Annotated in this window: 23 protein-coding genes; 9 read left to right on the top strand and 14 right to left on the bottom strand. The window is 66.6% G+C overall.

The window, feature by feature from the left end; all coding sequences use genetic code 11:
- Window positions 1–16 precede the first annotated feature (16 nt).
- The 9 genes from dhaK (at window position 17) to QTI24_RS14060 (ending at window position 6580) form a co-directional block, all read left to right on the top strand.
- Window positions 17–1003, top strand: a complete 987-nt coding sequence (dhaK, locus tag QTI24_RS14100) for a dihydroxyacetone kinase subunit DhaK (RefSeq protein ID WP_286601224.1) — start codon at window positions 17–19, stop codon at window positions 1001–1003.
- Between the two features lie 73 nt (window positions 1004–1076).
- The gene (locus tag QTI24_RS14095) at window positions 1077–1856 is read left to right on the top strand and encodes a FadR/GntR family transcriptional regulator (RefSeq protein ID WP_286601223.1); all 780 of its coding nucleotides are present in this window, start codon (window positions 1077–1079) and stop codon (window positions 1854–1856) included.
- Window positions 1853–2533, top strand: a complete 681-nt coding sequence (locus tag QTI24_RS14090) for an amino acid ABC transporter permease (protein ID WP_286601222.1) — start codon at window positions 1853–1855, stop codon at window positions 2531–2533. Before QTI24_RS14095 ends, QTI24_RS14090 begins: the two co-directional genes overlap by 4 nt.
- Complete coding sequence (locus tag QTI24_RS14085) at window positions 2533–3234, top strand: amino acid ABC transporter permease (RefSeq protein ID WP_286601221.1); 702 nt, start codon at window positions 2533–2535, stop codon at window positions 3232–3234. Before QTI24_RS14090 ends, QTI24_RS14085 begins: the two co-directional genes overlap by 1 nt.
- A complete protein-coding gene (locus QTI24_RS14080) occupies window positions 3209–3970 on the top strand; it encodes an amino acid ABC transporter ATP-binding protein (RefSeq protein WP_286601220.1) in 762 nt (253 codons plus the stop codon). Before QTI24_RS14085 ends, QTI24_RS14080 begins: the two co-directional genes overlap by 26 nt.
- A 36-nt stretch (window positions 3971–4006) precedes the next feature.
- Window positions 4007–4798: a transporter substrate-binding domain-containing protein gene (locus tag QTI24_RS14075; RefSeq protein WP_286601218.1), complete on the top strand. Its 792-nt coding sequence runs from the start codon at window positions 4007–4009 to the stop codon at window positions 4796–4798.
- A 27-nt stretch (window positions 4799–4825) separates the two neighbouring features.
- On the top strand, window positions 4826–5275 hold the full coding sequence (gene rpiB, locus QTI24_RS14070) for a ribose 5-phosphate isomerase B (protein WP_286601217.1): 450 nt from the start codon (window positions 4826–4828) through the stop codon (window positions 5273–5275).
- Window positions 5276–5289: 14 nt separating this feature from the next.
- Window positions 5290–6228 (top strand): ribokinase, encoded by a 939-nt coding sequence (gene rbsK, locus QTI24_RS14065; protein WP_286601216.1) that lies wholly within the window; start codon window positions 5290–5292, stop codon window positions 6226–6228.
- Window positions 6229–6289: 61 nt separating this feature from the next.
- Window positions 6290–6580, top strand: a complete 291-nt coding sequence (locus QTI24_RS14060; RefSeq protein WP_286601215.1) for a GYD domain-containing protein — start codon at window positions 6290–6292, stop codon at window positions 6578–6580.
- A gap of 2 nt (window positions 6581–6582) precedes the next feature.
- On the opposite strand, the gene QTI24_RS14055 is transcribed toward QTI24_RS14060, so the two are convergent.
- From QTI24_RS14055 to QTI24_RS13990, 14 genes are all read right to left on the bottom strand, one after another.
- Entirely contained in the window at window positions 6583–7347 is a 765-nt protein-coding gene (locus tag QTI24_RS14055; protein WP_286601214.1) for a class I SAM-dependent methyltransferase, read from the bottom strand.
- Window positions 7348–7378: 31 nt separating this feature from the next.
- Window positions 7379–8248, bottom strand: coding sequence for an intradiol ring-cleavage dioxygenase (locus QTI24_RS14050; protein WP_286601213.1), 870 nt, complete (start codon window positions 8246–8248; stop codon window positions 7379–7381).
- Window positions 8232–9308 (bottom strand): branched-chain amino acid ABC transporter permease, encoded by a 1077-nt coding sequence (locus tag QTI24_RS14045; RefSeq protein WP_286601212.1) that lies wholly within the window; start codon window positions 9306–9308, stop codon window positions 8232–8234. The genes QTI24_RS14050 and QTI24_RS14045 overlap by 17 nt, the downstream gene beginning before the upstream one ends.
- 5 nt (window positions 9309–9313) lie before the next feature.
- Window positions 9314–10282 carry a Bug family tripartite tricarboxylate transporter substrate binding protein gene (locus QTI24_RS14040; RefSeq protein WP_286601211.1) on the bottom strand — a complete coding sequence of 323 codons (969 nt, stop codon included), beginning with the start codon at window positions 10280–10282 and terminating at the stop codon, window positions 9314–9316.
- A 33-nt stretch (window positions 10283–10315) separates the two neighbouring features.
- Window positions 10316–11911 carry an alkaline phosphatase family protein gene (locus QTI24_RS14035; protein ID WP_286601209.1) on the bottom strand — a complete coding sequence of 532 codons (1596 nt, stop codon included), beginning with the start codon at window positions 11909–11911 and terminating at the stop codon, window positions 10316–10318.
- Window positions 11912–11919: 8 nt separating this feature from the next.
- Entirely contained in the window at window positions 11920–12777 is an 858-nt protein-coding gene (locus QTI24_RS14030; protein ID WP_286601208.1) for a branched-chain amino acid ABC transporter permease, read from the bottom strand.
- Between the two features lie 12 nt (window positions 12778–12789).
- Window positions 12790–13491, bottom strand: coding sequence for an ABC transporter ATP-binding protein (locus QTI24_RS14025; RefSeq protein WP_286601207.1), 702 nt, complete (start codon window positions 13489–13491; stop codon window positions 12790–12792).
- Window positions 13488–14207 carry an ABC transporter ATP-binding protein gene (locus QTI24_RS14020; protein WP_286601206.1) on the bottom strand — a complete coding sequence of 240 codons (720 nt, stop codon included), beginning with the start codon at window positions 14205–14207 and terminating at the stop codon, window positions 13488–13490. The genes QTI24_RS14025 and QTI24_RS14020 overlap by 4 nt, the downstream gene beginning before the upstream one ends.
- 5 nt (window positions 14208–14212) lie before the next feature.
- Window positions 14213–15472 (bottom strand): ABC transporter substrate-binding protein, encoded by a 1260-nt coding sequence (locus tag QTI24_RS14015; protein WP_286601205.1) that lies wholly within the window; start codon window positions 15470–15472, stop codon window positions 14213–14215.
- Between the two features lie 48 nt (window positions 15473–15520).
- Window positions 15521–16588: a maleylacetate reductase gene (locus QTI24_RS14010; protein ID WP_286601203.1), complete on the bottom strand. Its 1068-nt coding sequence runs from the start codon at window positions 16586–16588 to the stop codon at window positions 15521–15523.
- 5 nt (window positions 16589–16593) lie between these two features.
- Window positions 16594–18057, bottom strand: coding sequence for an aldehyde dehydrogenase family protein (locus QTI24_RS14005; protein ID WP_286601406.1), 1464 nt, complete (start codon window positions 18055–18057; stop codon window positions 16594–16596).
- Between the two features lie 173 nt (window positions 18058–18230).
- Window positions 18231–18692 carry a nuclear transport factor 2 family protein gene (locus tag QTI24_RS14000; protein ID WP_286601202.1) on the bottom strand — a complete coding sequence of 154 codons (462 nt, stop codon included), beginning with the start codon at window positions 18690–18692 and terminating at the stop codon, window positions 18231–18233.
- 147 nt (window positions 18693–18839) lie between these two features.
- Window positions 18840–19847 (bottom strand): hydroxyquinol 1,2-dioxygenase, encoded by a 1008-nt coding sequence (locus tag QTI24_RS13995; protein WP_286601200.1) that lies wholly within the window; start codon window positions 19845–19847, stop codon window positions 18840–18842.
- Between the two features lie 18 nt (window positions 19848–19865).
- Window positions 19866–20375 (bottom strand): cupin domain-containing protein, encoded by a 510-nt coding sequence (locus QTI24_RS13990; RefSeq protein WP_286601199.1) that lies wholly within the window; start codon window positions 20373–20375, stop codon window positions 19866–19868.
- Between the last annotated feature and the right edge of the window lie 5 nt (window positions 20376–20380).

The raw sequence follows: 20380 nt of genomic DNA, 5'->3' as shown, positions 1-20380 counted from the left end.
TCGAGGACACACCACGATGAAGAAATTCATCAACTACGTCGACGATGCCATCGTCGAAAGCCTGTCGGGCCTGGCTTCGGCGCATGCGGATCTGCTGCGCGTCGAGTTCGACCCGACCTTCGTCGCGCGGCGCGTGCCCAAGCGCGACGCGGTCGCCGTCGTGTCCGGCGGTGGCTCGGGCCATGAGCCGCTGCACACGGGCTACGTGGGTCTCGGCATGCTCGACGCGGCCTGCCCGGGGCAAGTGTTCACATCGCCCACGCCCGACCAGTGGCTGGCCGCGGCGCACAGCGTGAACGCCGGACGCGGCGTGCTCTTCATCGTCAAGAACTACGCCGGCGACCGCCTCAACTTCCAGATGGCGAGCGACATGCTGGTCGACCTCGATCACCTGATGGTGGTGGTCGACGACGACGTCGCCATCGAGCATTCGATGCACGCGAGCGGCCGCCGCGGCGTGGCGGGCACGATGATCGTCGAGAAGATGGTGGGCGCCGCGGCCGAGGCCGGCGCAGACCTGTTCGACTGCAAGGCGCTGGGCGACCGCATCAACGGCGGCACGGCATCGATGGGCGTGGCGTTCAACAGCTGCATCGTGCCGGCATCGGGCGTGGCGACCTTCGAGATCGGCGAGCAGGAAATGGAGCTGGGCGTGGGCATCCACGGCGAGCCGGGCCGGCAGCGCATGCCTTTCGCGCCGGCGGCGGGCATCGTCGACCTGCTGCTCGACCCGATCCTCAAAGACCTGTCGCTCGCGCGAGGCCGCGAGGTGCTGCTGCTGGTCAACGGACTCGGCGGCACGCCCCTGATGGAGCTTTATCTTCTGCACCACCACGCGCGCCAGCGGCTCGCGGAAGAAGGGCTGGAGGTGGTGCGCACGCTGGTCGGCAACTACACGACCTCGCTGGAAATGGCCGGTGCTTCGCTCACGGTGACCGCGCTGGACGACGAAGCCAAGCGCCTGTGGGATGCGCCGGTGCACACCACCGCCTTGCGCTGGTAGGCCCCTGCCAAGGGTTCTCACCTAGAGGACATTCCCCGATGCCTTCTGGTTTGCCCACTGGTAAAACCACGGCATGACAACAAGGCCTCCACAACCCTTGATCACGCGCACGCCCGAATCCGAAGGAACCGGGTTCGCCAAGGTGTTCGCTTTCCTGCGGGACCGGCTTCTCGAAGGAAGCATCCGCTCGGGCGACCGCCTGATTCCCGAGCGCGAACTGGCCCTGCAACTGGGCGTGAGCCGCCCCATCGTGCGCGAGGCGCTGCGGGCGCTGGCGATGCTCGGCGTGGTCGAGATCCGCGAGCGCGTCGGCACGGTGGTGCGCAAGCCCGACGTATCGGTGCTCGGCGACTTCTTCGCCTTCTCGATGGCGCAGCAGGCGGACATCGTCGACGACGTCATGCAGGCGCGCATCGCGATCGAAGTGCAGGCCATCCGCCTGGCGTGCCGGCATGCAACGACGTCCGATCTCGAGCGCATTGCCGCAGCGGTCGACCACATCGAGGCCACCGTCAACGACTCCGACGAGGGCAGCCGCGCCGACTACGAATTCCACACGGCGCTGGTGCGCGCCAGCCGGTCCGAGACGCTGATGCAGCTCTACGCCGCGATGGCGACTTTGCTGATGCGCTCGCATCACGAGCGCCGCGACGTCGTGGGCGGCGATCCCGCCGTGAAGCAGTATCTGGTCGAGGACCACGCCCGCATCTTCCAGGCGCTGGTCTCGCGTGACGAGGACCGCGCCGACCAGGTGCTGCGCAAGCACTTCAGCATCGGCGACGAATACCGCCGCAATGCAGCAGCCGAGCCCGCAACCCGCGGCCGCCCGCCTGCACGCAAGGAACCGGCGTGAGCAACCTGGACTTCGGGGTCGTCCTCGAGCGCTGGCCGCTGTTCGTCGAAGGCGCCTGGCTCACCATTCAACTGGCGCTGGTCGCAACGCTCGCCGGCTTCGCCATCGGCACGCTGTGCGCCGTCGGCCGCAGGGGCCGCAACGCCACGGTGGCGCGCATCTGCGGCGCCTACGTGGAACTGATCCGCAACACGCCGCTGCTGGTGCAGATCTTCCTCGTCTACTTCGGTCTGTCGAGCCTGGGCATGTCGCTGTCCGCGTTCACGGTGGCGGTCATTGCGCTGGCGGTCAATGCCGGCGCCTACGCCACTGAGATCATGCGTGCCGGCTTCGACTCGGTGAACCGCAGCCAGATCGAAGCCGCCGAGTGCCTCGCCCTGTCGCGCATCCAGGTTTATTGGCATGTCGTGCTGCTGCCGGCCATGGAGCGCGTCTACCCGGCACTGACCAGCCAGTTCGTGCTGCTGATGCTCGCCTCCTCCATCTGCTCGCAGATCTCGGTCGAGGAACTCACAGCAGTCGCCAACCACGTGCAGTCCGACACCTACCGGCCGCTGGAGACCTTCGTCATCATCGGCGCGGGCTACATCCTGTTGTCCCTGCTCATGCGGCTCGGCTTCTGGGGCGTGGGCGCGATGCTGTTTCCGCGCCGTCGCAGGCTGGGCACCGCGCTGTGATGACCGCCACCGCCTTCAACGCCAATCACTTCGGGTTCCTGCTGCAGGGCGCGATGTGGACGCTGGTCCTCTCCCTGATCGCCTTCGTCGGCGGCGGCATCTGCGCCTTCATCGTCGCGCTGGCGCGGGTCTCGCCGCACCGGTCGGTGCGCGTCACGATGGGCCTGTGGGTGCAGCTCGTGCAGGGCTCGCCCCTGCTGGTGATCATGTTCCTCGCCTACTTCGGCCTGCCGACCCTGGGCATCAAGGTGTCGGCACTGGCCGCGGCCGGCGCATCGCTGACGATCTACGTGTCGGCCTACCTCGGCGAGATCTGGCGTGCCGCGATCCAGGCGGTGCCGCGTCCGCAGTGGGAAGCCGCCGAGTGCCTCGCCCTGAGCCGGACTCAGCGCATGGTCAAGGTCGTGCTGCCGCAGGCCGTGCGGCTGGCGACGCCGCCCACGGTCGGCTTCATGGTGCAGATCATCAAGAACACCTCGCTCGCCTCGGTGGTGGGCTTCGTCGAGCTCGCCCGCTCGGGGCAGATCATCAACAACTCGATCTTCGAGCCCTTCATCGTGTACCTCGTGATCGCGGCGCTCTACTTCGCGCTGTGCTATCCGCTGTCGGTCTGGAGCCGCCGGCTCGAGCGTCGCGCGGGCTCCGCTTCGGCCGCGCCGACTTCACTGTCTTCCCATGAACCCATCCTCACGCAACCCTGATGGCGCTTCGGCGCCGGTCGTTCGCCTGCACGACGTCCACAAGAGCTTCGGCGCACTCAAGGTGCTCGAAGGCGTCGGCTTCGAGGTCGACCGCGGACAGGTCACGGCCATCATCGGCCGCAGCGGATCGGGCAAGAGCACGGCGCTGCGCTGCATCGACCGGCTCGAACGCATCGACAGCGGCGAGATCGTCGTCTGCGGCCATCGCGTCGACGCTCCGGACATCGACCTCAAGGCGCTGCGGCTCGACGTGGGCATCGTTTTCCAGAGCTACAACCTCTTTCCGCACCTGACGATCGAACAGAACATCACGCTCGCGCCGCGCTCGGCCAAGGGCGTCTCCAAGAGCGAGGCGCGCGCCATCGCGCACGAGGTGCTCGCCAAGGTCGGCCTCGCGGACAAGGCAGCCAGCTATCCCGAGCAGTTGTCTGGCGGCCAGCAGCAGCGCGTCGCGATCGCCCGCTCGCTGGCGATGCAGCCCAAGGTCATGCTGTTCGACGAAGTGACCTCGGCGCTCGACCCCGAACTCACCGGCGAAGTCCTGCGCGTCATCGAGGACCTGGCCGCCGGCGGCATGACCATGGTGATGGTCACGCACGAGATGGCGTTCGCGCGCAAGGTCGCGGACCAGATCCTCTTCATGAACCGAGGCAGGGTCTGGGAGCGCGGCGGCCCGGAGATCCTGTCGTCACCCCAAACCGCCGAACTTCGGCAGTTCGTAGCCAGCGAGCTCTGAAGGCTCGCATTCACCCAAGACCCTGGAGACAAACCGATGAAGACCCACCATTCCCTGATCACGCTGCTCGCCGCCGCGTGCCTGACTTTCGCCAGCGCCGCCCATGCGGACCTGCTCGACGATGTCATGAAGGCCAAGAAGATTCGCATTGCGACCGACTTCTCGATCCCGCCGTCGGGCATGCTCGACAAGGACCTCAAGCCGACCGGCTCGGACGTCGAGACCGCGCAACTGCTGGCCAAGGATTGGGGCCTGGAGTTGGAGTTCGTGCAGACCACCGGCGCCACCCGCATCCCGAACCTGCAGACCGGAAAGGCCGACATCGTCGTCTCGACGCTCTCCGTGACGCCCGAGCGCCAGAAGGTCATCGACTTCTCGAAGCCCTACGCCGCGCTGGTGTCGATGATCGGCGCCCGCAAGGATCTCCCGATCAAGGATTGGGCGGACCTGAAAGGCAAGTCCGTCACCGTGACGCGCGGCACCACGCAGGACACCGAGCTCACCGCCATGGCGAAGGACAAGGACTTCAAGGTCGTGCGCTATGACGACGACGCCACGATGGTCACCGCGGGCGTCAGCGGCCAGGCCGACATCGTCTCCACTTCGGTGACGATCATGAATCAGATCACCGCGAAGAACCCGCAACGCCCGTTCGAGCAGAAGATCGTCCTGCGCAACCTCGACCTCGCCGTCGGCGTGAAGAAAGGCGAGGAGCGCATGGTCGCCAAGCTCAACGAATGGGTGACGGCCAATCTCAAGAACGGCAAGCTCAACGCCATCTACAAGAAGTTCCACGGCAGCGACCTGCCGGCGGCCATGATTCCCTGAACCACCCACTACTGAAGAAAGAATTCCATGCGTCTCGTCATCGGATCGGACCACGCAGGCTGGGCGCTCAAAGGCGCCATCGTCGACCACATCCAGAAGCTCGGCCATGAGGTCGTCGACGTCGGCAGCCATGACGACCAGCCGGTCGACTTCCCGGATGTGGCGCGCGCGGTAGCCGCGAAGATCGTCGCCGGCGAAGTCGAGCGCGGCATCATGGTGTGCGGCACCGGCGTCGGCGCGTCGATCGCGGCCAACAAGATGAAGGGCATCCGCGCCGCCGTCTGCCATGACGTGCACTCGGCCCACCAATCGGTGGAGCACGACGACGTCAATGTCATGTGCATCGGCGCGCAGATCGTCGGCCCCTGGCTGGCGGCGGACCTGATCACCGCCTACCTGCAGGCGCGCTTCGCCATCGAGGACGAAGATTTCCGGCGCCGCGTGGAAAAGCTCCACGCCATGGACGCCGAGGCTTGACCTCGGAAGTGCCCATGCCAGAGATCGTCGTATTCGGCAGCCTCAACATGGACCTCGTGGTCCGTGTGCCGCGCGTGCCGGGCGCGGGCGAGACCCTGCAGGCCCATTCGTTCATGAACAACCCGGGCGGCAAGGGCGCGAACCAGGCCGTGGCCTGCGCGCGCCAGGGAGCCCGGGTGGCGATGGTCGGGCGTGTCGGCGACGACGCGTTCGGGCTTTCGCTGAAGGCATCGCTGGCAGGCGATGGCGTCGAGGTCGAGCACGTCGCGCTGGCGGCAGCTTCGACCGGCGTGGCGCTGATCATGGTCGACGACAGCGCGCAGAACCGCATCGCGTTGATCCCGGGCGCCAATGCCTTCGTAGGTGCTGAAGACATGCAGCGCCTGCAGAGCGATCTGGCAACGGCGCGTCTGCTGCTGTTGCAGCTCGAAGTGCCCATGCAGGCCGTCGTGGATGCGGCCGAGCTTGCGCATTCGCGCGGCTGCACCGTGGTGATGAACCCCGCCCCGGCCGAAGCACTCCCCGATACGCTGTGGAAGCTCGTGGACATCCTCGTGCTGAACGAAACAGAAGCCTCGATGCTGAGCGGCATCGCGGTGCACGACAAGAACGGTGCCGCCCGCGCTGCCGACGCATTGCGCCGCCGAGGCCCGGCGTGCGTGATCCTGACGATGGGCAGCGATGGCGTGATGGCCTGCGACGCAGGTGGCTGTCGTCACTTCGATGCATTGGAGGTGAAGGCCATCGACACCACCGCGGCCGGCGACACCTTCATCGGGGCGCTGTGCGCGGCGCTCGCCAGGGGCGAAGCGATCGATGACGGCATCGCGCTGGGCATCCAGGCCGCAGCCGTGTGCGTCACGCGCGCAGGCGCGCAGGCGTCGATCCCGCGTCGCGAAGACTTGTCGGCGCTGCCGGCAGTGGGGTGTCCCACCGTTGTGACGTTCGACTGAAGCGCATCGGAGGTCTAGACTCTTCCGCCCCGGCTTGCCAAGCCGCAACGAGGGCTACACCATGTCCACCTTCATTTCGCTCGTCAACTTCACCGACCAGGGCATCCGCAACGTGAAGGAGTCGCCCAATCGCGCCGAGGCATTCAAGGGGCTCGCGACCAAGCTGGGCCTGAGCATCAAGAGCATGTACTGGACATCGGGCACCTACGACCTTGTGATCGTGACCGAAGGCTCCGATGAAGCTGCAATGGCCGGGCTGCTCAGCGTCGGCTCGCTCGGCAACGTCCGCTCGCAGACGTTGCGCGCCTACTCCGCCGACGAGATCAAGAAGATCATCGCCCTGATGCCCTGAACTCAGGCCGGCTTGACGGCCGTGTACTCGGAGAAGATGCCGAGCTCGACGTGCCGCTTCACGTCTTCGAAACCGGCCGCGCGCAACGCGCTCATCACCGATTCGGGCGGAATGCAGGCCTCGATCGTGTCCCAGTAGTAGCGCCACAGTTCGGAGGTGTCGTGGCGCCGTGCCACGGCCTTGGCGATCAGCGGCACGACGCTGCGCATGTAGGCCTTGAGCACGACGGTGCCCACGCGTCCGGCCGGCTTGGTGATCTCGAGCACCACGAGGCGCCCGCCCGGGCGCAGCACCCGGTGGAACTCCGCGAAGGCCGCGTGCACATCCGCGATATGCCGCAGCGCATAACCCATGCTCACGAAGTCGCTGCTGGCGTCGGGCCGCGGCAGCGCCTCGGCCCGCCCGCGGACGAGTTCGACGTCGGGCAATGCGACCTCGCCCATCATCCCGGGACTCGGGTCGACGCCAACCAGATGGCCACCAGGCCCGATCAGCGTCAGCGCCTCGCGCGCGACCAATCCGGTGCCGATGCCCACGTCGAGCACTTGCGCGCCTGCCGTGAGCCCCGCACGCTGCAGCGCGGATCGTCGATACCACGGGCCAGACCCCAGCGCGAGCACTCGCTCGATGCGGTTGTAGTCGGGGGCCGTCTCGTCGAAGATCCGGCGCAGGAAGCTCTCATGCTCCGCTTCGTTGCCGTAGTAGTCGGATAGCGGCGTGTGAGGGGCCAGTACCTCGGGTGTGATGGGCGAGCGGGTGTCCTGCATCGCAGCGATTATGACGGGCCTCCCCCGCAATTCAACCAGCAAGCGCCGGCTCCAGCACGAAGTCGAACTTCAGCGTGTGGAAAGGCTTCGCCTGCGCGCTGCCGTCCGGCGCGATGCCATCGCGGTGCGAGACGAAGTCGCCGATCAGCGAATTGCGCACGCCGAACACCGCATCGCTGTCGAGGTACTCGTCGCCATCGCGGAACACGTGCGTGATGAGCGTCTCGTAGCCCGGCGCCTTGATCATGAAGTGGACGTGGGCCGGCCGCCAAGGATGGCGCTTGGTAGCGCGCAGCATCACGCCCACCGGCCCATCGGTCGGGATCGGGTAAGCGACCGGCATCACGCCTCGAAACCACAGCCGGCCCTCGGCATCGGTGCGGAAGACGGCACGGCCCTGCGGGCGATCGAGCCCGGCCCGCTGCACGTCGTAGAAGCCTTCCGCATCGGCCTCCCACACATCCACCTCCGCATCCGCCACGGGCTCGCCGTCACGACCCCGCACTGTCGCGTCGACGAACAGCGGCTCGCCCTTGGCGCCGCCCGAGATGTCGCCGCCGAGCGGGAGCTTCGGCGCGCCCTGCACGTGGAAAGGACCGAACACGGTCGCCTCGGTGGCCTGCGCGCTCTTCGCGTGATTGAGCGCCACCGTCAGCATCGACAGGCCCAGCGTGTCCGACAGCAGGATGAACTCTTGCCGCTTGTCGCTGCACTTCTGCCCCGTCGCGGTCAGGAACTCGATGCCCGCTGCCCATTCGGCCTCGGTCAACTTCACTTCTCGCGCGAAGTCGTGCATGTGGCGAACGAGCGCCGACATGATTTCCTTCAGCCGCGGGTCTTGGCACTGCGCCATGCGCTCGAGGACGGCGGCGGTGATGGTGTGTTCATTGATGTTTCGCATGGGGATGGAACTCCAGGTCGGAAGGATGGGTCGAGGGCGTGGCTCGCTTGAGGCTGGCCGGGGTGCCCGTCACGAGACGCCGTTGCGTCGGGAACAGCGACCAGCCCCAGCGCTGCTGCGCAAACCCCCACAAGCCCTGCTTGAAGAAGATGGTGACCACGATTGCCAGCAAGCCCAGCCCGAGCAAATACCAGGTGCCGTAGTCGCTCAGGAACTTGTTGAGCGCCCAGAAGATGAGCGCCCCCACCAACGGCCCCTCGATCCGGCCGATGCCGCCGATGACCACCATGAAGATCGCGAACGCAGTCCAGTTGACGCTGAACGCCGCATCCGGGCTGATGCGCAGGTTGCCGACGAAGTAGAGCGCACCCGCGAGCCCCGCGCCGAAAGCCGCGACGACGTACACCGCCAGCTTCATGCGGGCGACGGGAATGCCCTGCGATTCGGCCGCCACCTCGTTGTCGCGGATCGCGAGCAGCGCCAGGCCGCGCTTGCTGCGCAGGAACAGGTAGACCAGCGCGATCGCCGCCACCACGCACGCCAGCGCCATCCAGTAGGTGACGCTCTCGCGCGTCGCCTTCTCGATGCCGCGCAATGCCGTCAGCGTGGTGCCCGAGCCGCCGCCCACCGCCGACACGTTGGCGAAGCTGAGTCGGAACACCTCGGCAATCACCCAGGTGCCGATCGCGAAATAGCCGCCCGACAGCCGGAAGGCCACGAAGGACACCGGCACCGCGATCGCACCCGCCGCCAGCGCGCCCAGCGGAATCGCGATGAAGGGATTGATCCCCGCGAAGTTGCCGAGCATCAGCATCACGTAGCCACCGAAGCCGAAGAAGGCCTGCTGCCCGATGCTCACCATGCCGCCATAACCCGCCAGCAGGTTCCACATCATCGCGAAGATGAAGTAGCAGGCGATCTCGACGAACTCGCGCATCCAGCTCGATTCGCCCCAGAAGGGCAGGCTCGCGGCAACGAGCGTGAGGACGACGCCGGCGATGCCCGCTGCACGGCTCGCGGCGGTGGCCCGCTCGATCGCGAAGGGTTGTGACGGCGTCATGGCGGTCAGTCGAGTTGCAGGTTGATGCGCTCGGCCACCTTGGCCCAGCGCTGGCTCTCGGTGCGCAGGCGCTGCGCGGCCTCCTGCGGCGTGTTCGCAAGCAGCTCCAGGTCCAGCGTCGCGAGGCGTTCGCGCACATCGGGCGAGGCCATTGCCTTCGCCACCTCGGACTGCAGCCGTTCGACCACCGCAGGCGGCGTGGAGCGCGGCATCGCCATCATCTCCGCGAAGCCTGCTTCATAGCCCCTGGCACCGGCTTCGGCGGCCGTCGGCACCGAAGGCTGGCTCGCCAGGCGACGCGATCCGGACACCACGATGGGGACCAGCTTGCCGTCCTTGATCAACGGACCCACCACGGGCGACGCGAGGAATCCGCAGGGCACGGCGCCACCGAGCACATCCTGCATCGCCGGGCTCGGGCCGCGATAGGCGACGTGCTGCATGGTGGCGCCAGTCGTAGCGAGCAGCAGCTCCATCGCCATGTGGCCTGGCACGCCCGGACCGCCCGAGGCGTAGCTCATCGGCGTCTTCTTCGCGGCCGCCAGCAGCTCTGGCAAGGTCTTGACGCCGACTGAGGGGTGGCACACCAACTCCTGGCTGAAGCCGGCGAGTTGCGTGACGGGCACGAAGTCCTCCATCGGCTTGAAGCCCATCTTCTTGTACAGGAACGGATTGATGGTGAGCATGGTGTCAGGGCCGACCAGCACCGTGTGCGAATCGTTTGCGCGCAGCACTTCCTGCATGCCGATGTTGCCGCCCGCGCCCGGCTTGTTGTCGACCACTACCGGCTGGCCGAGCGCCTTCTGCAGGCCCGGCTGGATGAGGCGCGAGATGATGTCACCCGGCGCGCCGGCTGGAAACGCAACGACCAGCCGCACGGGCTTGGTGGGCCACGCCGCGTCGGCCGCGGCGGCGCCGAGCGGCAGCATCGCGGCCGCGCAGGCCAGCGTCAAGGTTCGGGAAATCAAGCTCATGGAGTCTCCTGGAATGCGTTGTCGTGGCGGCGCTCACCAGGCGCCGATCAGGATGCCGGCTTCGCGCTCGCGCCTGTTCCAGGCCTCGATCGCGGCCGGCGCGATGGTGGGAAAACGGCGGCGCGCGCGCAGCCACTCGAACAGGCGCGCGAGCATCTGCTCGCGGACCGCCGCCTGCGCCGGGTCGCGTCCGAGGTCAACCAGCTCCTGCGGATCGGCGTCGAGGTCGAACAGCAGCGGCGGCAGGTCCTCGAAGTACACGAACTTCCAGCGGCGGTCGCGCAGCATCGTCATGTGGCAGCGCTCGACCGGCTGTCCGATCGGCAGACGCACGGCATCGCGGAAGGCGTAGCTGTTCTCGCAAACGACGAAGGGCTTGCCCCCGGCGCCGTCGCGCGCATGAAGCAGCGGCAACAGCGATTCGCCTTCGAGCCATTGCGACGGCCGTTCGATGTCCAGCGCTTCGAGAACCGTCGGGACGATGTCGATGCATTCGACCAGTGCATCGCTGGCAGTGCCGCGCGTCGCGTCGGCCTCGGCCCGCGGATCGGCCACGATCAGCGGCACGCGCACGATCGGCTCGTGGAACAGCTCCTTCTCCCCCAGCCAGTGGTCGCCAAGGTAGTCGCCATGATCACTCGTGAAGACCACCAGCGTCTCGCGATCCAGGCCGCTTTCGCGCATGAACGCGAACAGCCGACCGAGCTGGTCGTCGATCTGCTTGACCAGCCCCATGTAGGTGGGGATCACCGTCGCGCGCACCTCGTCGCGGCTGAAGCTCAGGCTCGCGGTGTCGTGGCGAAAGCCTTCGAGCACCGGATGCGCCTGGTCTCGCTCGGCCTCGCTGCGTACCGCGGGCAACACGTCGCCGGGCCCGTACATCGCGTGATAAGGCGCCGGGACCACGTAGGGCCAATGCGGCTTGATGTAGGAAAGATGGAGGACCCAGGGCGCGTCGCCCGCTTCTCGCATGAAGTCGATGGCGCGGTCCGTCGTGTAGGGCGTCTCGCTGTGCGGCTCGGCAATGGCGGCGGGCTCGGCGGCCCAGCGCATCTGCCAGCCGCTCAGGATCTCGCCGTCCGGGTCGCGGCCGGAATTGGCGAAGTCGTGCCACGGGTTATCCGACACGTAGCCGCGCTCGCGCAGCCAATCGCAATAGGCATTGCCGCTGACCTTGAAGCCCGGCGGCCAGATGCCGTCGTCGCGTGCGTAGGGCTCGAAGCCGCCCTCCATCGCGAGCCGGCCTTCGCCTTGGGTGGTGTCGATGCCGAGGCGGCGCGCACCTTCGAGATCGGGCTCCACGTGCGTCTTGCCCACCAGCGCACATCGCACGCCGTGCGGCCGCAGGTGCTCGCCGAGCGTCTTCTGCCCGACCGACAGCGGCACGAAGTTCCACATCGCCCCGTGGCTGCTCACGTAGCGCCCCGTGTAGGTCGACATGCGCGACGCGCCGCACACCGAGCCCTGCACGTAGGCGCGATCGAAGCGAACGCCGCGCGCTGCCAGGGCATCGATGTTCGGCGTGTGCAGGCGCGGATGCCCGTAGCACGAGAGATAGTCCGCGCGCAGCTGGTCACACATGATGAACAGCACATTGCGCAGTGCGCGTGGATTGGAATCGCTGCTCATGCCTGCCCTCAGCGTGTCTTGGGGAACAGCCCCTGCGGCCGAAGCACCAGCACGAGCAGGAACACCAGATGGCCGACCCAGATGCCCCACCCCGGATCGAAGCGAAAGCCGATCTGCTGCGTGACGCCCAGGATCATCGCGCCGGCCAGCGTGCCCCAGAAGGAACCCATGCCGCCGATGATCACGGCCTCGAATGCGAAGAGCAGCAGCAGCGGCCCGTCCGACGGCGACACCGTGGTGCGCATGCCCTGCAGCGCGCCTGCCACCGCGATCAGCACGAAGGCGATGGCGGTCGCCAGCGCATAGACCCTCTTTGCGTTGAGCCCCATCAATTCGGCGATCTCGCGGTCGTCCGACACCGCGCGAAAGGAGCGGCCGAGCGCCGTGTTCGCGAACAGCCATTGCAGCGCACCGGTCGCCACCAGCGCAATCGCCAGCACGATGAGCGGCAGCACGCCGAGCGACAGCGACTCGCCGATGCGCAGCCCCTGCGTGTTGAGCCCGCCGGTCTCGATGGATCGCGGATCGGCGGAGAACACTTCGAGCAGCAGGTTCTGGATCACGATCGACAGACCGAAGGTGACGACCAGCGAAGGCAGTGGGTCCTTGCCCAGCGTGCCGTTGAGCACATAGCGTTGCAGCGCATAGCCGAAGGCGAAGGCCACCGGCAGCACCGCGAGCGTGATCAGCAGCGGCGCATCGCCGAACAGCGTGGTGCCCGCGATCACCGCGAAGGCGCCGAGGATGATGAAGTCGCCCTGCGCGGTGTTGGTGAGGCGCATGACGCCGAACATCAGCGACTGCCCGAGCGCGAAGAGCGTGTAGAGGCCGCCGAGCAGGATGCCCTGGAGGATGGTTTCAAGCACGTTGTGTGTCCTTCAGAGGCCGAAATAGGCCTGCGAGATCTGCTCGCGCGTGAGGGCGTTCGAGCGCCCCTGCAGCGACACGCGCCCTTCCTGCAGGCAGTAGATGCGTTGCGACACACGTTGCGCCATCGTCACGTCCTGCTCCACGATCACGACCGTCATGCCTTCGCGCGTGATGTCGGGCATCGCGGCATAGATTTCGCGGATCACGATGGGCGCGAGACCCAGTGAGAGTTCGTCGCACAGGAGCACTTCGGGATTGCTCATGAGTGCACGGCCGAGGGCCACCATCTGCTGCTGACCACCCGAGAGCGCCGTGCCGGGGTTGTGGCGCTTTTCCGCGAGGATGGGAAAAAGCCCGTAGAGGCGGTCCAGATTCCACGGCCCCTTGCGGCCGGTGAGGCCGCCGATCTGCAGGTTCTCTTCGACGCTGAGGCTGGGGAACAGCCGCCGCCCTTCCGGCACCATCGCGAGACCGCGCTTCACGATCTCGCCCGGTGGCAGGCCGCCGATCGCCTCGCCCTTGAAATGCACAGCCTCGCGGGGCGCGCGCACCAGACCCGTCAGGCACTTGAGCAGGGTCGACTTGCCCGCGCCGTTCGATCCGATCACTGCGACCAGTTCGCCCTGTGACAGCTCGAAGTCGACGCCGAAGAGCGCCTGCGCGTCGCCGTAAAAGGCCTCGAGGCCGCGGGCGTCCAGCAGCGCGGTCATGCTTCCATCCCCATGTACACGCGCCGCACTTCAGGATCGTTCATCACCGCCCGCGGCTCGCCCTCCGCCAGCTTCTGCCCGAAGTTGATGACGAACAGCCGGTCGGCCAGCGACAGCAGCGCATGGACCACATGCTCGATCCAGATCATGGTCACGCCGCGCGCCTTGATCTCCTGAAGCTCCTCGACCAGTTGTCGCGCCTCAGGCTCCGTCAGTCCGCCCGCGATCTCGTCGAGCAGCAGCAGCTTCGGCCGCGTCGCGAGCGCACGTGCGAGTTCGAGCCGCTTGCGGTCCAGCAACGTCAGGCCGCCGGCCGGCTTGTTCGCATGCGGCATCAGGCCTGTCTGCACCAGCACCTCGTGCGCCGTCTGCCAGGCCTCCTGCTCGCGCTCCTGAGCGCCGAAGCAGGCGGCGGTCACGAGGTTCTCGAACACGCTCATGTTGCCGAAGGGCTGCGGCACCTGGTAGCTGCGGCCGATGCCGGCATGGCAGCGCTGGTGCGGCTTGAGCGTAGTCACATCCCTGCCCTCGTACTCGACACGGCCCGCATCCACGCGCACGTCGCCCGAGATCAGGTTGAACAGCGTGGTCTTGCCCGCGCCGTTCGGCCCGAGGATGCCCAGCGTCTCGCCCTCGGTCACCGCGAGCGTGATGTCGTCGGTGACCTTGAGCGCGCCGTAGGACTTGCTGACGGCGTGCAATGAGAGCAGTGGCATGGCGCTTACGCGGGCATCGGCCGGAGCTTGCCGCCAACCGGAATGTTGGTCGCGGCCTCGTTGCTCACGATCGTCAGTTCGTGCTTGTACTTCGTTCCCTTCCCCCATTGGCCGAGCACCAGCGGCGTCTTGCTGACGTTCTTGAACGGCCCCTGCCCACCCCACTTCACCGGGCCGACCACGGTCGCGAGCGAGGTCGCGGCCACCGCATCGCGGACGTCGGAGGCCTTCACCGACTTGGAACGCGACAGCGCATCGGCCGCCACCTCGAACAAGGCGTGCGCGAAGCCGATCGGCTGCGTCCATTGCTTCTTCGCACCCGCCTCGTAGGCCTCGGCCAGCGACTTGGCACTCTGCTTCGTCAGGCTGGAGGTGAAGGGATGCGACGGGCTCCACCACACCTCGGTCGACAGCCCGTCGCCCAGGTCACCCAGTGCGTCGATCGCGCCAGGGAACAGCAACGCCTTGCCGAGCGTGATGATCTTCGGCCGGAAGCCCTGCTGCCGCGCCTGCGTGAGAAAGGTCTTGGCGTCGGGTGGGATCACCACGCCCGTGACGATCTCCACGCCATCCTTCTTGAAGGCCGCGATCTGTGCGCTGAAGTCCTGAGTGCCATTCTGGAAGCGGCCCGGATCGACGAGGGTGAAGCCCATCTGCGAAAGCGGCTTCGGAAAGCCGAGTTCCTTGTCGCCCCACGCGTTGCCGTCACCGTCGTTGGGGAAGAGTCCGCCGACCTTCTTGTTGGTCGGTATGGATTTCCAGCCGTTCGTGAAGTTGGCGATGACATCTTCCAGGCCCCAGAACAGGTGGTACGTCCAATTGAAGCCCTTCGCCGGATCGCCCTTACGGCCGAAGAACCATGGCTGCCATGGCACTACGCTGGAGACGCAGGGCACTTCGTTGAGTTCGCAGGCATCGCTCACCGGGTTGGCGGTCTCGGGCGTGCCGGCGGTGAGCACGAGAGCGACCTTGTCCTTGAGGATCAGGTCGTTGGCGACCTCGCCCGCGCGGTTGGGATTGGACTGGCTATCCTTCAGCACGATCTGCACGTCGTACTTCTTGCCGCCGACGCTGATGCCGTCCTTGAAGGCGGTCTTCATCTGGTCGATGACCCACTTGTCCGCCTCACCGAAGGGCGCGAGCGGTCCGGTCTGCGGTGACACGTAGCCGATCTTGAGCGTGTCTGCCGCGAAGGCCAGGGGTGTGGCGCCAGTGGCTGCCAGTGCGGCCGCGGCCTGGGTGAACTGTCTGCGATTCATTGTCATGGTTGTCTCCTTCGTTCTTTCTCTTCCTGCACAAATTCGGATGTGGCTTCAGCGCGGGGGATCGCCGTCGAAAGCCCGCTGGAGCAGCGCTCGGATGGCGTCGCGCTCGGCGGGACCGAAGGGCCGCGGATTCCAGTAGGGGTTGTTCACGGCAAGGTCGGCCGCGCGGTCGAGGTCTTCCGCGCGCATGCCGATGTCTTTGAGCGCAACGGGCGCACCGTTGTCGCGGGCGAGCGCATAGAGCCCTGCGGCCGCAGATTCCGTACCGAGCGATTGGGCAATACGGTCCATCGCCCGCGGTGCCGCTTCGGCGTTGAAGGCGATCGCATGCGGCAGCACCACCGTATGCACTTCCGCATGCGGCAGGTTGAAGCTGCCGCCCAATGTGTGGCACAGCTTGTGATGCAAGGCCATGCCCACGCTGCCGAGCACGCTGCCGCAGAGCCACGCGCCGTAGAGCGCATCGGCCCGCGCCTCGATGTCGTCGGGTTGCAGCCGGATCAACGGCAGCGCCCGAGCGATCGCCGCGATGCCTTCGCGCGCCATCAGATCCATCACCGGATTGCTGTCCTGCGCATAGAGGCCTTCCGCCGCGTGGGCGATCGCGTTGATGCCGCTGGTCACGCTGAGTCCCACTGGAAGTGTTCGGGACAGCTCGGGGTCGTAGATCACCGTGCGCGGCAGTACGCGCGGGTCCTTGCCTGTCTTCTTGAGTCCGGCCTCGGTGAGGCCGTAGATCGGCGTCATCTCGCTGCCGGCATAGGTGGTCGGTATCGCGAGGATCGGCAGACCGGAATCGAGCGCGATGGCCTTGCCCAGGCCGGTGGTCGAGCCGCCGCCGATGGCCACGGCGCAGTCGGCGTCGAGCTTGCGTGCGACTTCGCGTGCCTCGCGCGCGGTCTCGATCGGCACGTGCATCACCGCGCGATCGAAGATGCCCGCCGCTTGCGCGCCGAGCATGTCGGCGACACGCTCGGCCTGGCCACGCTGCTCGGGTGTGGACAGCACCAGCGCGCGCCGCGCACCCAGCGCGTCGATCTCGCGCGCGAGGTGCCGGAGAGAGCCGGCGCCGAAGACGACACGTTGGGGGTGGCTGGTGTAGATGAAGTCGCGCATGGTGGTCAACGTACGAAGTGAGGTGGGATCTGGGCGTCGATGTTGACCCAGACGCTTTTCACCTGCGTGTACTCGCGCATCGCGTCGAAACCCATCTCGCGGCCGTAGCCGCTCTGGCCGACGCCGCCGAAGGGCGAGCCGGGATTCACGCGCTTGTAGCTGTTGATCCAGACCATGCCGGCGTGCAGGTCGCGCGCAACGCGGTGGGCGCGCTGCAGATTGCTGGTCCACAGGCCGCTGCCGAGGCCGTAGTCGGTGCCGTTGGCGATTTCCATGGCCTCTTCGTCGGTCTTGAAGGTGAGCACGGTGACGAAAGGGCCGAACACTTCTTCCTGCGCCACGCGGTCGCGGTAGGACTTCGCGCGCACCACGGTGGGCTCGACATAACAGCCGCGCGCGAGGTCGCCGCCTGGCGACTTGCCGCCGGCGAGCACTTCCCCGCCCTCGCCTTTCGCCACATCGACATAGGCCAGCACGCGCTCGCGGTGTTGCGCGCTCGTGAGCGGGCCCATCTCGGTTGCATCGTCGAGCGGGTTGCCGAGCCGGATCGACTGCGCGAGCGGAATGAACTTGTCGAGGAAGGCGTCGGCGATCTTCTCGTGCAGCATCAGCCGCGAGCCGGCGATGCAGGCTTGCCCCTGGTTGTGGAAGATGGCCCAAGCGCTGCCGTTGACCGCGGCCGGCAGGAAGGCATCCTCGAACACGATGTTCGGACCCTTGCCGCCGAGTTCGAGCTGCACCTTCTTGAGATTGCCCGCGCTCGCCTGCACGACTTTCCGACCGGTCGCGGTGCTGCCGGTGAAGGCGATCTTCGCGATCTCGGGATGCTCCGCGATGTACTGGCCCACGACGTGGCCCAGCCCCGGCACCATGTTGACCACGCCGTCGGGCATGCCGGCCTCGGCCATCAGCTCGACGATCTTGAGCGAGCTGAGCGGCGTGATCTCGGCCGGCTTCATCACGATGCAGTTGCCGGCCGCGAGCGCCGGCGCCATTTTCCAGCTCGTGAACATGAGCGGGAAGTTCCACGGCACCACCTGCCCGACGATGCCGACCGGCTCACGCAGCGTGTAGTTGAGAAAGCCCGCTTCGACTGGAATGGTCTCGCCCTGGAACTTGTCGGCCATGCCGCCGAAATAGCGGAAGCACGCCGCCGTGCGAGGCACGTCGAGCTTGCGCGAATCGCGCACTGGGTGCCCCGTGTCCAGCGATTCGAGGCGCGCGAGTTCTTCGGTGTTGGCTTCGATGAGGTCTGCCAGCTTGAGCAGGATGCGCCCACGGTCGGCCGCCGCCATGCGGCTCCACGCCGGAAAGGCGCGCTTGGCCGCGGCCACGGCCTTGTCGACATCGGCCTTGCCCGCGAGCGCGACGTCGGCGATCGTCGAGTTGTCGTGCGGATTCAGCGTCGCGAGCGTCTCGCCCGATTCGGCATCGACGAAGCGTCCGTCGATGAAGAGCTGGCGCCGGATCGGCGTCTTCAGGCCGGCGGCCTGCTGGATGTCTGCGAGGTTCATGGGAGATTCTCTAAAGCAGTCACTGCAATTTCAGGAACACCGCGGAACCGACTCCGCCGGGCCGCAGGTGGTGCCCCCTGCAAGGGGGTTGGCGAAGCGACACGAAGTGCGCGAAACCTGGGGGTGTGTCATTTTTCAAGCCAGGGGTAGCGGGCGGTGTCCTTGCCCGCGTAGTCGGGGTCGAGATAGATGAAGCAGCGTTGAATGAGCCAGTCGCGGACCTCGAATACATCGCACCACCGGCCCGCACCCCATTCCGGAACGCCGGCGCGCCAGGGGCCGTCGGCGTGTTCGCCATAGCTCGTTCCTTCGCATGCGAAGAGATCGGTGCCCGAGAAGATCCAGTTGAAGCCCGCGTAGTCGTGCCTGATGGACTTGCCCCGGCTGCCGACTTCACCGAACAGCTTGCCGATCTGTTCCTTGCCGGTGGCCAGGCCCCATTTGGGGAAGTACACCTGCGCGTCGTCCGCGAACAGGTCCAGGATCGAGCCGCCGGTGGACGTGACGCCACCGTTGTCATAGGCCTTGAGGTATTCGAGCGCCACCGACTTGCGTTGCTCGTCGGTCATGGATTGACGGGTGAGGGCCATGATGTGTCTCCTTCTTCGCTGGGTCCGATACGGACGGGTTGTCGACGGCACGATGCCGCGCCGGCGCGGAACCGGCCGCGGCCTGCCCTGGTTTTGTCTCCTCGCGAGGAGCGCGGCGCGCAGATGGCCACGCTCTTTGGATACGTCCTAGAACTCGACCGGAATTTCAGGGCTTTCGCCCTTCTGGATCTCGTAGACAAGGCTCGGCGAGCCGTTCTCCCAGACCAGCAGCATCGAGCGCTTGGGGCTGTAGCCCTGATGGCGGCAGTAGGCGGGCATGGCGGCCATGTCGCCGGCCTTCATGATCACGCGCGCCATCGGCTTGCCGGTGTTCTTGTCGCCACAGTCCCAGTGGATCTCGTCGGTCATCTGGAAGAACCACTCGACGCGGTCGTTGCCGTGGATGATCGGCAGGATGTGCTCTTCCGTCGTCGGACACATGTAGCTGTGCTTGACGACCGAGGTGAAGCTCGGGTTCCACGTGACCTGCGAGCGGCTCAGGAAGCCGAAGAGATTGAAGGCGTGCACCTCGTTCTCGAAGCCGGGTTCGGGATACAGCTCGGGCTGGCCCTGCGGCACATCGGCGAAGGCGCGGTTGACGGGCGCGCCGCGCTCGTCACTGCGCAGGTCGAGGTCGCCCTTCAGGCCGACGCAGCGTTTGGCAAGTTCGCGCGCCCGGGTGATCTTGGCCGTGTTGTTGCCCTTCTTGCGGCCGTAGGGCGAACCGGTTTCCTGCGGTGCCGAGAACGGATCGAAGCTCTCGTTGGTCCAGTCGTCGAGCATGGCCTCGAAGGTCGCACGGATCTGCGCGGTCGGGAAGTTCTCGAGCAGGTCGATGCCGGCTTCCTTCATCGTGCCGTTGAAGCTGCCCGCATAGAGGTCGACCGACTGGTAGTGGTTGACCGTGCCGACCACGTCGTCGAAGTTGACCCATCCATAGAAGAAGCCCCAGGCCACGTCGCGCATCAGTGCGCGCAGGTAGTTGCCGATGTCCAACGTGTGGCTCATCGGCCGGCCGTCGCGGGTCTTCCAGGTGATGTGCGCGAAATACTCGTCGCGGCGGAAGCCGAAGCTGCCGAGCGAGAAGTCCTTGTAGCCGAGCGTGGCGTCGGGCTGCGACGCGATGACCTTGGCAAGTTCAGCGGGTGCGTTCATGGTGGTGCTCCTCGTGGCTCAATGCGTCTGGCAGATGTCTGCCCACTTCTCGACGGACAGGTCGCCCTTGCAGGTCTGCAGGACGATGACGCCCGGGGCGCCGGCGGTGCGGAACTGGTACGCAGTGTTCTTCGGCAGCAGCCCCTGATGGCCGCGCGTGAGCTTCATCCAGCCCATCTTGGTGCCCTTGGGCTCGCCCTTCACGAGCACGGCGCCGTTCTTCTCTTCGTCGGAGACGGTCTGGCTGGCGTCCAGCTTGACGAGATGCACTTCGACATCGCCGTCCATTACCAGTGCGAACTCGTCATGCGCGCTGGTGTACCAGGGCGAGGTGCCTTCGGCGCGCAGCGTCTCCAGCACGTAGATCTGGTTCTGGCCGAAGACGACCTTCTCGTAGGGCTTGCTCTTGCTCGCGATGTCGAAACAGTTCGAGAACGCGTAGTGGCGCACGTCATCGGCAATGGGCTCGACGTGGCCCTTCTCGTAGTGCTTCAGGGACCCGAAGCGGGTCTGGTAGGCGGCAGTCATGGTGT

Source organism: Variovorax sp. J22P240 (genome assembly GCF_030316855.1).
Lineage (GTDB): Bacteria > Pseudomonadota > Gammaproteobacteria > Burkholderiales > Burkholderiaceae_C > Variovorax.
Note: the sequence above shows the minus strand (reverse complement) of the source record. Positions and strands in the feature narration are given on the sequence as shown.

Coding starts and splice junctions, on each gene's coding strand:
- QTI24_RS14020 (WP_286601206.1), bottom strand. CDS start 14,207: ATGCCACTGCTCTCATTGCACGCCGTCAGCAAGTCCTACGGCGCGCTC.
- rpiB (WP_286601217.1), top strand. CDS start 4,826: ATGCGTCTCGTCATCGGATCGGACCACGCAGGCTGGGCGCTCAAAGGC.
- QTI24_RS14050 (WP_286601213.1), bottom strand. CDS start 8,248: ATGCGAAACATCAATGAACACACCATCACCGCCGCCGTCCTCGAGCGC.
- QTI24_RS14075 (WP_286601218.1), top strand. CDS start 4,007: ATGAAGACCCACCATTCCCTGATCACGCTGCTCGCCGCCGCGTGCCTG.
- QTI24_RS14060 (WP_286601215.1), top strand. CDS start 6,290: ATGTCCACCTTCATTTCGCTCGTCAACTTCACCGACCAGGGCATCCGC.
- QTI24_RS14040 (WP_286601211.1), bottom strand. CDS start 10,282: ATGAGCTTGATTTCCCGAACCTTGACGCTGGCCTGCGCGGCCGCGATG.
- QTI24_RS14080 (WP_286601220.1), top strand. CDS start 3,209: ATGAACCCATCCTCACGCAACCCTGATGGCGCTTCGGCGCCGGTCGTT.
- QTI24_RS14045 (WP_286601212.1), bottom strand. CDS start 9,308: ATGACGCCGTCACAACCCTTCGCGATCGAGCGGGCCACCGCCGCGAGC.
- QTI24_RS13990 (WP_286601199.1), bottom strand. CDS start 20,375: ATGACTGCCGCCTACCAGACCCGCTTCGGGTCCCTGAAGCACTACGAG.
- dhaK (WP_286601224.1), top strand. CDS start 17: ATGAAGAAATTCATCAACTACGTCGACGATGCCATCGTCGAAAGCCTG.
- QTI24_RS14010 (WP_286601203.1), bottom strand. CDS start 16,588: ATGCGCGACTTCATCTACACCAGCCACCCCCAACGTGTCGTCTTCGGC.
- rbsK (WP_286601216.1), top strand. CDS start 5,290: ATGCCAGAGATCGTCGTATTCGGCAGCCTCAACATGGACCTCGTGGTC.
- QTI24_RS14095 (WP_286601223.1), top strand. CDS start 1,077: ATGACAACAAGGCCTCCACAACCCTTGATCACGCGCACGCCCGAATCC.
- QTI24_RS14015 (WP_286601205.1), bottom strand. CDS start 15,472: ATGACAATGAATCGCAGACAGTTCACCCAGGCCGCGGCCGCACTGGCA.
- QTI24_RS13995 (WP_286601200.1), bottom strand. CDS start 19,847: ATGAACGCACCCGCTGAACTTGCCAAGGTCATCGCGTCGCAGCCCGAC.
- QTI24_RS14085 (WP_286601221.1), top strand. CDS start 2,533: ATGACCGCCACCGCCTTCAACGCCAATCACTTCGGGTTCCTGCTGCAG.
- QTI24_RS14035 (WP_286601209.1), bottom strand. CDS start 11,911: ATGAGCAGCGATTCCAATCCACGCGCACTGCGCAATGTGCTGTTCATC.
- QTI24_RS14055 (WP_286601214.1), bottom strand. CDS start 7,347: ATGCAGGACACCCGCTCGCCCATCACACCCGAGGTACTGGCCCCTCAC.
- QTI24_RS14000 (WP_286601202.1), bottom strand. CDS start 18,692: ATGGCCCTCACCCGTCAATCCATGACCGACGAGCAACGCAAGTCGGTG.
- QTI24_RS14025 (WP_286601207.1), bottom strand. CDS start 13,491: ATGACCGCGCTGCTGGACGCCCGCGGCCTCGAGGCCTTTTACGGCGAC.